At 66.1% G+C, this 11,715-nt stretch carries 9 protein-coding genes and 1 pseudogene; 6 read left to right on the top strand and 4 right to left on the bottom strand.

Features of this window, described 5'->3' with window-relative positions:
• The first annotated feature begins 84 nt into the window (after positions 1-84).
• The 4 genes from ACFJI2_RS27705 to ACFJI2_RS27720 are packed head-to-tail and all read left to right on the top strand — an operon-like array spanning position 85 to position 3,346.
• Positions 85-1,419 carry an amino acid deaminase gene (locus tag ACFJI2_RS27705; protein ID WP_377702735.1) on the top strand — a complete coding sequence of 445 codons (1,335 nt, stop codon included), beginning with the start codon at positions 85-87 and terminating at the stop codon, positions 1,417-1,419.
• Between the two features lie 9 nt (positions 1,420-1,428).
• Positions 1,429-2,385: a prolyl aminopeptidase gene (gene pip / locus ACFJI2_RS27710; RefSeq protein ID WP_377702737.1), complete on the top strand. Its 957-nt coding sequence runs from the start codon at positions 1,429-1,431 to the stop codon at positions 2,383-2,385.
• Positions 2,386-2,440: 55 nt separating this feature from the next.
• Positions 2,441-2,887: a DUF2721 domain-containing protein gene (locus ACFJI2_RS27715; protein WP_377702738.1), complete on the top strand. Its 447-nt coding sequence runs from the start codon at positions 2,441-2,443 to the stop codon at positions 2,885-2,887.
• Between the two features lie 6 nt (positions 2,888-2,893).
• Positions 2,894-3,346, top strand: a complete 453-nt coding sequence (locus ACFJI2_RS27720) for a hypothetical protein (protein ID WP_107869722.1) — start codon at positions 2,894-2,896, stop codon at positions 3,344-3,346.
• 1 nt (position 3,347) lies between these two features.
• On the opposite strand, the gene ACFJI2_RS27725 is transcribed toward ACFJI2_RS27720, so the two are convergent.
• Entirely contained in the window at positions 3,348-3,929 is a 582-nt protein-coding gene (locus ACFJI2_RS27725) for an SRPBCC family protein (RefSeq protein ID WP_377702739.1), read from the bottom strand.
• A 146-nt stretch (positions 3,930-4,075) separates the two neighbouring features.
• Here ACFJI2_RS27725 and ACFJI2_RS27730 point away from each other — a divergent pair, with 146 nt between their 5' ends.
• Positions 4,076-6,121, top strand: coding sequence for an FAD-dependent oxidoreductase (locus tag ACFJI2_RS27730; RefSeq protein WP_377702740.1), 2,046 nt, complete (start codon positions 4,076-4,078; stop codon positions 6,119-6,121).
• A gap of 160 nt (positions 6,122-6,281) precedes the next feature.
• Here ACFJI2_RS27730 and ybaL read toward each other — a convergent pair whose 3' ends face one another.
• From ybaL to ACFJI2_RS27745, 3 genes and pseudogenes are all read right to left on the bottom strand, one after another.
• Positions 6,282-8,015, bottom strand: coding sequence for a YbaL family putative K(+) efflux transporter (ybaL, locus tag ACFJI2_RS27735; RefSeq protein WP_377702741.1), 1,734 nt, complete (start codon positions 8,013-8,015; stop codon positions 6,282-6,284).
• A gap of 91 nt (positions 8,016-8,106) precedes the next feature.
• Entirely contained in the window at positions 8,107-9,228 is a 1,122-nt protein-coding gene (locus ACFJI2_RS27740) for a beta-ketoacyl-ACP synthase III (RefSeq protein ID WP_377702742.1), read from the bottom strand.
• Positions 9,229-9,361: 133 nt separating this feature from the next.
• Positions 9,362-10,805: pseudogene (locus tag ACFJI2_RS27745) on the bottom strand (S41 family peptidase).
• Positions 10,806-11,116: 311 nt separating this feature from the next.
• On the opposite strand from ACFJI2_RS27745, the gene ACFJI2_RS27750 reads away from it, so the two are divergent.
• Entirely contained in the window at positions 11,117-11,686 is a 570-nt protein-coding gene (locus ACFJI2_RS27750; protein WP_377702743.1) for a hypothetical protein, read from the top strand.
• Positions 11,687-11,715 lie beyond the last annotated feature (29 nt).

Below are 11,715 nucleotides of genomic sequence, written 5' to 3' on the forward strand. Positions count from 1 at the left end.
TCTGAGCCGTACCGGAAAGCACCGCGCACGCGGTGCTTTTTTTTTGCCCTGCGGCGTAGGACAATGCGGCAGAGGAGAAACATCATGGACAGACATTTGCCCGAAGGCGGCCTGGCGCTCGACAGCCTGGCCGAACAGATGCTGCAGCCCGGCGTAAAAGGCCTGCCGCTGACTGAACCGATGCGCCAGGGCGCCATTCCCGTGCAGCGCTGGAACGTGCTGCGCGGCGACACCAGCTACCCGGTGGCGGTGCTGAAGGAATCGGCGCTGCTGCACAACCTGGACTGGATGAAGCGCTTCTGCGCCCGCTACGGCGCGGTGCTGGCGCCGCACGGCAAGACCACCATGAGTCCGCAGCTGTTCGGCGCGCAGCTGGCCAACGGCGCCTGGGGCATGACCCTGGCTACCGCCGCGCAGGTACAGGTGGCCTACCGCTTCGGCGTGCGCCGCGTGCTGCTGGCCAACCAGCTGGTGGCGCCGGCCGACATCCGCGCCATGCTGGCGCTGATGAAGGACGACCCCGCCTTCGAGTTCTACGCGCTGGTCGATTCCGACGAGGGCGTGCAGCGCCTGGCGCGCGCGGTGGCGGAAGCGAAGCTGGAGCGGCCCTTGCCGCTGCTGGTGGAGCTGGGCCTGCCCGGCAAGCGCGCCGGCTGCCGCACGCCGGCCGAAGTGATGTCGGTGGCGCAGAAAGTGGCCAGGGCGCCCGGCCTGCAGCTGGCCGGCATCGAAGGTTACGAAGGCCTGCTGCAGGGCCACGACCGCGCCGCCAGCGTGGAAGCGGTGCGCGCCTTCGTGGCGCAGCTGGCCGCGCTGGTGCGCCAGGCGGACGGCAAGAAGCTGTTCGGCGGCGAGCAGATCCTGCTGTCGGCCGGCGGCTCCGCCTATTTCGACCTGGTGGCGCACGGCTTCGCCGGCCTGGTGGGCCTGTCGCGCCCCGTGCTGCCGGTGCTGCGCAGCGGCTGCTACCTGACCAACGACCACGGCTCCTACCAGGACCTGACGCACGACATCGCGGCGCGCGAGCACGCGGCCGACGGCCTGCGCCCGGCGCTGGAAGTGTGGAGCATGGTCACCTCGCGCCCCGAACCGACGCTGGCCATCCTCAGCATGGGCAAGCGCGACGCGTCCTACGACCAGGAGCTGCCGATCGCGCTCTACACGCACCGCCCGGCGCCGCAGGACGGCGCAGGACCGGAGCCGACCGACCTGCCGCCCGGCTGCCGTATCGAAAAGATGAACGACCAGCATGCCTACCTGCGCCTGCCCGAAGGCGACGCGCTGTGCAAGGAGCTGAAAGTGGGCGACCTGGTGGGCTGCGGCATCTCGCACCCCTGCACCACGTTCGACAAGTGGCCGCTGCTGCTGGTGGCCGACGATGCCTATACTGTGCGCTACGCCGTCAATACCTTCTTCTGAAAGACATTCATGCCAGATTCGAACCAGTCCCTGTTCCCCGCCATCGCGCCGCTGCGCCACGGCATGCTGGAAGTCGACGCGTTGCACACGATTTACTGGGAGGAGGTCGGCAATCCGAACGGCATCCCTGTGCTGTTTCTGCACGGCGGCCCGGGCGCCGGCCTGTCGCCCGCGCACCGCCGCTTCTTCGATCCGCAGCAATACCGCGTGATCCTGTTCGACCAGCGCGGCGCCGGCAAGTCCACCCCGGTGGGCGAATGCCGCAACAACACCACCCAGCTGCTGATCGAGGACATTGAGCGCCTGCGCGCCATGTTCGGCATCGGGCAATGGCTGGTGTTCGGCGGTTCCTGGGGCTCCACGCTGGCGCTGGCCTACGGCCAGGCGCACCCCGAGCGCTGCCTGGGCTTCGTGCTGCGCGGGATCTTCCTGTGCACCCAGCCCGAGATCGATTTCTTCCTCGAAGGGGCGCGCTGGTTCCACCCGGACGTGTACGACGAATTCGTCGCCCCCATCCCGCAGGAAGAACGCGGCAACCTGCTGCAAGCCTACGTCAAGCGCATCATGAGCGACGACCCGGCCGTGTACTGGCCGGCGGCGCGCGCCTGGAGCCGGTTCGAAGGCCGCCGCGTGTTCCTGCTGCCGCAGCCCGAGGAAGCGCCGTCCGACGCCATGGACCTGGGCGTGGGCCGCCTCGAATCGCACTACATGGCCAACCTGGGCTTCTTCGAGGACGAACAGCTGCTGCGCAACGTGGACAAGATCGCCCATCTGCCGGCCGTGATCGTGCAGGGCCGCTACGACGTGATCTGCCCGCCGGTGTCGGCCTGGAAGCTGCACAAGGCCTGGCCCGGCTCGGTGATGAAAATGATCCCGGACGCCGGCCACGGCGCCATGGAGCGCGGCATTTCGGCGGCGCTGGTGGCGGCCACCGAACAGTTCAAGCGCCTGCGCCGCTTCGAATAAGGCCCGGCGGCCTGTTACACTACGGTCTGGACCCCCGCATGCCCAAGAACACGCAATGAATATACAAGTCGGCGATATAGGACACATCATTCAACTGGCGATTGCGCCGGTATTCCTGCTTACAGGCGTCTGCACCAACCTGATGGTGCTGACCAACCGCCTGGCGCGCATCATAGACCGCTCGCGCGTGCTGGAAGACCGGCTCGATGTCGGCTACAACGACAACTATCTCAATGAACTGGACGTGCTGTACCGGCGTTCGCACCTGATCAACGTATCGATCGGCTCCTCGACCGGCTGCGGCCTGCTGATTTGCCTGGTGATTGCCATGCTGTTCGTGGGCGACACCACCAACGTCACGCTGGACAAATACATCGCCGGCCTGTTCGTGCTGGCCATGCTGGGCCTGATCACCAGCTTCGTTTACCTGCTGCGGGAGATCTTCATCGCCTCCGCCGCCATGCGCGCGCACCGCCACGTGCGCCATCCCATACAGAAATAGAGCATCATGCACGATTATCAACGCCCCCCGACCCTGTACCGCTACGGCGAGCGCAGCGACCTTGAACTGGCCCTGACGCAGGGGCAGTTCATCCTGCATCCGGCCTCCAGCTGCCTGACGCTGAGCTTCTCCAAGGCCTGGGACCGCAAGCTGTTCGACCTGTTTACGGCCGACGCCTGCCTGGTCATCCACAACACCGAAGAATTCGGCGAGCGCATCCACCGCGCCGTGCAGCGCGCGCTGCCCAGCTGGGCCGGCATCGACGGCGCCGTCGAATACGGCCACCGCGCCGCCCTGGGCGCCGCCTTCACCAAGACCGCCGCTGAAAAGCAGGAACGCGAATGGCAGTTCGCCTGGCGCGCCATGCAGGCCAACCTCAGCCTGAATTCGGTAATGATCAAGATCGGCAGCATTGAGCAGTTCGCCGAACTGCGCGGCCCGGAATACGCCGCGCAGTAAGCTAGTTCCTGGCGGCCGTGCCGTCCGGGCGGTCCATGCGCGCCAGCACGGCGCCCATCATGCGCTCGATGTCGCCGCGGATGATGTTCGTGCCCAGCAGCCCGGGCACGTAGAAATTCGGCACCAGCCTGCCGGTGTAGACCACCTTGGTCCCGCCTTCGGGCAGCGGGAACAGTTCCCAGCGCGACTCATAGTGCTTCATATCGCCCGAAATCAGCGCGATATCGATGCTTTGCATCGGCGTTTCCGTCGCGCGCACGATCAGGTGGATGGATTTGGACATGAACAGGAAGCGCGCCGTGCCGAACTGTTCGATGATGACCTCATTGCCATTGCGCGACAGCACCCGGCAGGACGCCATGTCCGGCACGAACTCGTTCATGCGTTCATAAGTGGTGAGCGTCTTCCACACGGTGGCCAGGGGCGCCTGCACGGTGCCGCTGGCGTCCACTTCGTACAGGTGCAGCGCATCCTGCGTCACCCGCGTCACCGCAACTTCCAGTTTCGGCAGCTCAAGCTTGGGCGCCTGCGCAAGTAGCGGCGCAGAAATGCTAAATAACAAAATGGCAAAAAAATGCTTCATTTGTTCAGCGTAAGGGAATAACTGTCAGAATACAAGTACGGCACAATACGCTTACAAAATAAGAGCTTGGAGCATTTTAGTAACATTGGTCTAAAGAAAACGGCTTTAATGCGGGATCGGCGCCGTCTTTACCAACTCTCATAAAAATGACCACTCCAAGCTACCCCCATCTGCTGGCTCCGCTCGATCTCGGCTTCACCACGCTGCGCAACCGCGTCATCATGGGATCGATGCACACCGGCCTGGAAGACCGCTTCTACAACTACGGCAAGCTGGCCGCGTTCTACAAGGAACGCGCCAGGGGCGGCGTCGGCCTGATCGTCACCGGCGGCATCTCGCCCAACCGTTCCGGCTGGCTGCTGCCCTTCGGCGGCACCCTGAACTTCCTGGGCGACGTGCCCAACCACCGCAAGGTCACCAGCGCCGTGCACGAAGAAGGCGGCAAGATCCTGATGCAGATCCTGCACGCGGGCCGCTACGGCTACCAGCCCTTCGTGGTCTCGGCCTCCGACCGCAAATCGCCGATCTCGCCGTTCAAGCCGCGCGCGCTGGGCGAAGCCGGCATCCAGGCCACCATCCGCGACTACGCGCGCTGCGCCAAGCTGGCCAAGAAGGCCGGCTACGACGGCGTGGAAGTGATGGGCAGCGAAGGCTACCTGCTGAACCAGTTCCTGTGCGCGCGCACCAACCTGCGCACCGACCGCTGGGGCGGCAGCATCGAAAACCGCATGCGCCTGCCGGTGGAAATCGTCAAGCGCATCCGCGCCGCCGTCGGGCCGGACTTCATCATCATGTACCGCCACTCGCTGCTCGACCTGGTCGAAGGCGGCAACACCTGGGAAGACGTGCTGGCCGTAGCCAAGGAACTGCAGCACGCCGGCGTCACCATCCTCAACACCGGCATCGGCTGGCATGAGGCGCGCGTGCCCACCATCGTCACCTCGGTGCCGCGCGCCGCCTTCGCCAGCGTGGCCGGGCGGCTGCGGCGCGAAGTGACCATCCCCGTGGTGGCCTCGAACCGCATCAACATGCCGGGCGAGGCGGAGGCCATCATCGCGCGCGGCGACGCCGACATGGTGTCGATGGCGCGCCCCTTCCTGGCCGATCCCGAGTTCGTCGCCAAGGCCGCCGCCGGGCGCGTGGACGAAATCAACACCTGCATCGGCTGCAACCAGGCCTGCTTGGACCACACCTTCTCCAACAAGCGCGCCAGCTGCCTGGTCAACCCGCGCGCCTGCCACGAGACGGAGCTGGTCTACAAACCGGCCGCCAAGCGGCGCAAGGTGGCTGTCGTGGGCGCCGGCCCGGCTGGGCTGTCCGCCGCCACGGTGGCCGCCGAATGCGGCCACGACGTCACCCTGTTCGATTCCAGCGACAGCGTCGGCGGCCAGTTCAAGGTCGCCATGCAAATCCCCGGCAAGGAAGAATTCGCCGAAACCATCCGCTACTTCAAGCGCAAGGTCGAGCTCACTGGCGTGAAGCTGCAGCTGGGCCGGCGCGTCACGCGCGACGAGTTGCTGGCCGGCGGCTACGACGACGTGATCGTCGCCACCGGGATCAAGGTGCGCAAGCCCCCGATCGAAGGCATCGAGCACCCCAAAGTGCTGTCCTACCTGGACGTGCTGGCGCACAAAAAGCCGGTCGGCAAGCGTGTGGCGATTATCGGCGCCGGCGGCATCGGCTTCGACGTTGGCGAATACCTGCTGCACGACCCGCGCCACGCGTTGCCGCTGGCGGTAGACACCTGGACCAAGGAATGGGGCGTGGACCTGAAAGCCACCACCGGCGGCGGCCTGGTGCCGCCGCATGCCGAAGAGCCGGTGCGCCAGCTGTACCTGCTGCAGCGCAAGACCACCAAGCTGGGCGCCGGCCTGGGCAAGACCTCCGGCTGGGTGCATCGCGCGGTACTGGCGCGCAACGGCGTGGTGATGCTGGCGGGCGTCCAATACAACAAGATCGATGACCACGGCCTGCACATCACGGTGGACGGCGGCGAGCGCCTGCTGGCGGTGGACAACGTCATCATCTGCGCCGGCCAGGACAGCCTGGCCGAGCTCATGCCGCCCGCCGACGCCGCGCCAGCGGTCGCGGGCGCCACCCGCTTCCACAAAATCGGCGGCGCCGCCCTAGCCTCCGAGCTCGACGCCAAGCGCGCCATCAAAGAAGGCGCCGAACTCGCCGCCCGCCTGTAATTTTGGGGTCAGGTCCGGCATCGCGCCATATGGCGCGATGCCGGACCTGACCCCAACGTGGATTCCGACGTGCAATGGCGTAATGCCGGACCTGACCCCTACATGGAATGGTAGGGCGGGTTAGCGGAACGCGTAACCCGCCGCGGCGCCGCCCCTAGCGTCAGTGCGCCGCGCCTTTCTGCGCGTGCGCAAACTCTTCGGACACGTACTCGGCCATGCCGTTGGCCAGCTCGTGCTCGCCGATAAAGATCTTCCCTGCGCGCTCGTTGCGCAGCAGCTCGGCCTCTTCTTCGCTGTGGGTGCGCACCACCGTCTTGATGTTGGGGTTGAGCGCGCGCGCCGTTTCCACCATGCTGCGCACATGGAAGGTGTCCGGCGTGGCGATCACCAGCATGCGCGCGCGCGCGATGTGCGCCTGGATCAGCACCGCCGGCTCGCCCGCGTTGCCCGCCACCGCAGGGATGCCGTCGCGGCGCAGCTGGTCCACCAGCTCGCGGTTCTGCTCAGCCACCACGAAGGGGATGCGCTGCGCAGTCAGCGCGGCGGCAATGCGCCGTCCCACGCGGCCGTAGCCCACCAGCACCACCTGGTCGTGCAGATGCTCCTGCGGCACCGTCATCGGCAGCTCGGCCAGCGGGTCGGCACTGCGGTCGAATTTCGCCGCCAGGCCCTCGTTGCGGCCGAACCAGCGCTCCAGCGGCTTGACGGCCGCGAACACCAGCGGATTGAGCGCGATCGAGATGATGGCCCCGGCCAGGATCAGGCTCTGCCCCTCGTGCGGCATCAGCTTGAGCGAAATGCCCAGCGCCGCCAGGATGAAGGAGAACTCGCCGATCTGCGCCAGGCTGGCCGAGACGGTCAGCGCCGTGCGCAGCGGGTAGCGCAGCACGATCACCAGTACATAGGCAGCGATCGATTTGCCGAACACGATGATGGCCACCACCGCCAGCAGCTTGAGCGGCTGCTCCGTCACGATGGACGGCTCGAACAGCATGCCCACCGACACGAAGAACAGCACGGCGAATGCGTCGCGCAGCGGCAACGACTCTTCGGCCGCGCGGTGGCTCAGCTCCGATTCGCGCAGCACCATGCCGGCGAAGAAAGCGCCCAGCGCGAACGAAATGCCGAACAGCTTGGTGGCGCCGTAGGCGATGCCCACCGCCGCCGCGATCACGCACAGCGTGAACAGTTCGCGCGAACCGGTGCGCGCCACCTGCCACAGCAGCCAGGGGAACAGCTTGCGCCCGATCAGCATCATGAAGGCGATGAAGCCGCCCACCTTGCCGAAGGTGATGGCCAGCGTCTGCCACAGTGGCGTTGCCGCAGCGGCATCGGCCACGGCATGGCCGTCATCCGGCGCGGCGCCGCCCAGCGAGGATGCCAGCGGCGGCAGCAGCACCAGCACCAGCACGGTCACCAGGTCTTCCACCACCAGCCAGCCGACCGCGATGCGGCCGTTGAACGAGTCGAGGATGCCGCGCTCTTCCAGCGCGCGCAGCAGCACCACGGTGCTGGCCACCGACAGCGCCAGGCCGAACACCAGGCCGCCGCCCAGGCTCCAGCCCCACCAGTGCGCCAGCGCCATGCCCATGCCGGTCGCCGCGGCGATCTGCAAAATCGCGCCCGGCAATGCGATGCGCCGCACTTCCCACAGGTCGTCCAGCGAAAAATGCAGGCCCACGCCGAACATCATCAGCATCACGCCGATCTCCGCCAGCTGTCCGGCCAACACGGTATCGGCCGCAAAGCCCGGCGTAGCCGGTCCGATCAGGATGCCGGCAGCCAGATAGCCCACCAGTGCGGGCAATTTCAAACGGGTGGCGATGAAGCCGAATACCAGCCCGAATCCGAGGGCGGCGGCGATGGTGGTGATCAGCGGGATGTCATGGGGCATGCGTACGGGGCTCCTGTGGGGTGAATGATCAGCCCAAGGGTAGCACATGCGGCGGCAGCGGCGCGGCAGGCGCCGCTGCGGGGGGAGGGGATTACAGCTTGCGCACCACCACCGCGCCGATGGAGTAGCCGGCGCCGAAGGAGCAGATCACGCCCAGCGCGCCCGGCGGGAGGTCGTCGTTGTGCTTGTGGAATGCGATGATGGAGCCGGCCGACGAGGTGTTGGCGTAGGTATCCAGGATCACCGGTGCTTCGCCCGGCTCGGCGTCGCGGCCCAGGATCAGGCGGCTGATCAGCAGGTTCATGTTCAGGTTGGCCTGGTGCAGCCAGTAGCGGCTCACCTGCGGCACTTCCAGCCCGGCGCGCGCGATGCTTTCCTTGATCATGTCGGCGGCCATCGGGCACACGTCCTTGAACACCTTGCGGCCCTGCTGCTTGAACAGCTTGTCCGGCTGGCCCACGCCGTGCTCGTCGAAGCGGTTCAGGAAGCCGAAGTTGTTGCGGATGTTGTTGGAGAAGCTGGTCTTGAGCTTGGTGTCCAGGATTTCCCACTGGTGCCCGGATACCGCCGCGTCCTTCGCTTCCACCACGATGGCGGTGCAGGCGTCGCCGAAGATGAAGTGGCTGTCGCGGTCGCGCCAGTCCAGGTGGCCGCTGGTGATCTCGGGGTTGAGCACCAGCACCGCGCGCGCCTGGCCGCTTTGCACCGCCGCCACCGCCTGCTGGATGCCGAAGGTGGCCGAGGAGCAGGCCACGTTCATGTCGAAGCCGTAGCCGTCGATGCCCAGCGCCTGCTGCACTTCCACCGCCATGGCCGGGTAGGCGCGCTGCATATTGGAGCAGGCCACCAGCACCATGTCGATGTCGGCGGCAGTGCGGCCGGCGCGCCCCAGCGCCTGCTGCGCGGCAGCCACGCAGATTTCAGCTTGCAGCGACAGTTCGTCGTCGGCGCGCTCGGCAATGCGCGACACCATGCGCTTGGGGTCGAGGATGCCTTCCTTTTCCATCACGTAGCGCGACTTGATGCCGGACGCCTTCTCGATGAAGCCCACGCTGGACGGCTCCAGCGCCTTGACCGTGCCCGCCTCGATGGCGGCTGCGTTGTCGGCGTTGAACTGCTCGACGTAGGTGTTAAAACAAGCCACCAGCTCTTCGTTGCTGATGGCTTGCGCTGGCGTGAAGAGGCCGGTGCCGCTGATGACGACTTGTTTCATATTCTTCAATCTTTCTCTTGTGGATAGGGCTGTCGCCTTTTTATGGGAGAAATTCTACACGAACGCTCGTACTAAAAATGAAGAACGGCGCCACCAGGGCGCCGCGAACAGCCGGACTGTCGTGAAAAGGACTTTATTTTGGCAGTGCATCCTTGGCGGCCGTGTCCACCTGCACCAGTTTCGATTCCTGCTTGGCCAGCTGCACCGGCAGACCCTTCAGGTGGTTCAGCGCCTGCTGCAGCTGGAAGTCGTCGCCGCTGCCGTATTCCAGCGGCTTGCGCTTGCGCTCGGCAGCCAGGATGCGCAGCTGCTCTTCGGCTTCGTCGCGCTTGCTCTTGGCCGCTTCCGCCTCGCGGTCGTTGGACAGGTGCTTGACCAGGTCTGCCTCGCGCATGCGCAGCGCGTTCAGGCCGTCGCCGTCGGCGTTTTCGTCCACCAGCAGCTCGGGCGTGATGCCCTTGGCCTGGATCGAGCGGCCGTTCGGCGTGTAGTAGCGCGCCGTGGTCAGCTTCACGGCCGTGTCGGCGGTCAGCTGGCGGATGGTTTGCACCGAGCCCTTGCCGAAGGTCTGGCTGCCGATAATGGTGGCGCGCTTGTAGTCCTGCAGCGCGCCGGCCACGATTTCCGACGCCGACGCCGAACCGGTGTTCACCAGCACCGCCATCGGCACCTTCTTCACCGCCGCCGGCAGCTTGGCCAGCGCGTCGCCCTCGCTGCGCAGCGCGTAGTATTCGGCGCGGCCGTAGAAGGTCTGGCGCGAATCGGGCAGCTGGCCGTTGGTGGACACGATGGCCGCATCCTTGGGCAGGAAGGCCGCCGCCACGCCGATGGCGCCTTGCAGCACGCCGCCCGGGTCGTTGCGCAAGTCCAGCACCAGGCCCTTGATATTGGGGTCCTGCTTGTACAGTTCGGTGATCTTGGCGGCCAGGTCGTCCACCGTGGGTTCCTGGAACTGCGCCACGCGCAGCCAGGCGTAGCCCGGTTCGACGATTTTCGCCTTCACGCTTTTCTGCACGATCTCTTCGCGCGTGATGTTGAACACCAGCGGTTCCGGCTCGTCCTTGCGCAGCACCGTCAGCGACACCTTGCTGTGCGGCTCGCCGCGCATGCGCTTGACCGAGTCGTCCAGGCTCAGGCCCTTGACCCGGGGTGGAGTCGAGGCGGGTGATCAGGTCGCCCGCCTTGATGCCGGCGCGCCAGGCCGGCGAATCCTCGATCGGCGCCACGATCTTGATGTAGCCGTCCTCGCTCTGGCCGATCTCGATGCCCAGACCAACGAATTTGCCCTGCGAGCCTTCGCGCAGCTCGGCGTAGGCTTTCTTGTCGAGGTAGGCGGAATGCGGGTCGAGCGAGGCGACCATGCCGGAGATGGCCTCGGTCAGCAGCTTCTTGTCCTCCACCGCTTCCACGTAGTCGGATTTGATGAGGCCGAACACGTCGGCCAGCTGGCGCAATTCCTCCAGCGGCAGCGCCGGGTCGGCGGGGCGCTGGGCCATTGCGGAGAACTGCAGGGAGACGGCAACGCCGGCTATAACACCCAGGCCAACCAGCCCGGTATTCTTGAGTTTCTTGCCCATGTTTCACCTGTGTCAAGCTGCCGCAGTCACTCTACTGCGCGCGAATTCAGTATAAACCTGATTTCCGGCAAGCTGCGTAGCTCGTCCGTAATTTATCTCGCCTTTACGGCGTTTTACACCACAGCATGATAGGGCGCCAATATTGCGCTTTTGTCCCTTCTGTAAAGGCTGCGTTCACGACCGTAAGGAATTGTAAGAGTCCGGGAAGACGCCAAATCCGCGTCCTACACTGGGTCTGTAGTTCTTCTCTACCCTGTAGTGGTTTTTCAGCCTGCGCTCCCGGCGCAGGCTTTTTTTTGCCCGGAGACCCGATGACAAGCAACCTGATTTCCAAGTACGCGCGCAGCCTGCTGATCACTACCGCGCTGGCGTTTTCGCTGCCTTCCGCCCCGGCCTTGGCCGTGCCGGTGATGGAGATGCGCGCCGAAGACCTGCTGGCCATGGCGGCCGAATTCCGCAAGGAACTGAACCTGAACGCCAACCAGAGCACGCTGTGGCAGCAGACCGAGAGCCGCACGCGCACGCTGCTGCGCGAGCGCAAGTCGCGCCGCGAGCGCATGCAGGCCGCGCTGCGCCCGGCGCTGGACGGCAAGGACGTGGAACTGCGCGAGCTGGCCGGCGGCGTGGAGGCCGAAGCGGCCGCGTCGGCGGCGGAGGAAAAGCAGCTGCGCGCATGGTGGCTGGATGTCAACGACGCGCTGGATGAAACGCAGCGCAAGCAGGTGGCGGTGTTCCTCGCCGAGCAGATGCAGCGCGTGGAAGGCGCCGAGCGCGGGGAGCGCGGCGAGCGTCCGAAAGAGGGCGGCGGCTCCGGGCGTGGCGAGCACAAGGGCGGCAAGGGCGGCATGGGCGGCAGCATGGGCGGCGGCCGGGGCGGCTGACGCAGGGGCGGTTGCCCTGTTGTAGCGGC

Origin of the sequence: Pseudoduganella sp. UC29_71 (assembly GCF_042693265.1) — a bacterium.
GTDB lineage: Bacteria > Pseudomonadota > Gammaproteobacteria > Burkholderiales > Burkholderiaceae_D > Rugamonas.

Coding starts and splice junctions, on each gene's coding strand:
- ACFJI2_RS27705 (WP_377702735.1), top strand. CDS start 85: ATGGACAGACATTTGCCCGAAGGCGGCCTGGCGCTCGACAGCCTGGCC.
- pip (WP_377702737.1), top strand. CDS start 1,429: ATGCCAGATTCGAACCAGTCCCTGTTCCCCGCCATCGCGCCGCTGCGC.
- ACFJI2_RS27715 (WP_377702738.1), top strand. CDS start 2,441: ATGAATATACAAGTCGGCGATATAGGACACATCATTCAACTGGCGATT.
- ACFJI2_RS27720 (WP_107869722.1), top strand. CDS start 2,894: ATGCACGATTATCAACGCCCCCCGACCCTGTACCGCTACGGCGAGCGC.
- ACFJI2_RS27725 (WP_377702739.1), bottom strand. CDS start 3,929: ATGAAGCATTTTTTTGCCATTTTGTTATTTAGCATTTCTGCGCCGCTA.
- ACFJI2_RS27730 (WP_377702740.1), top strand. CDS start 4,076: ATGACCACTCCAAGCTACCCCCATCTGCTGGCTCCGCTCGATCTCGGC.
- ybaL (WP_377702741.1), bottom strand. CDS start 8,015: ATGCCCCATGACATCCCGCTGATCACCACCATCGCCGCCGCCCTCGGA.
- ACFJI2_RS27740 (WP_377702742.1), bottom strand. CDS start 9,228: ATGAAACAAGTCGTCATCAGCGGCACCGGCCTCTTCACGCCAGCGCAA.
- ACFJI2_RS27750 (WP_377702743.1), top strand. CDS start 11,117: ATGACAAGCAACCTGATTTCCAAGTACGCGCGCAGCCTGCTGATCACT.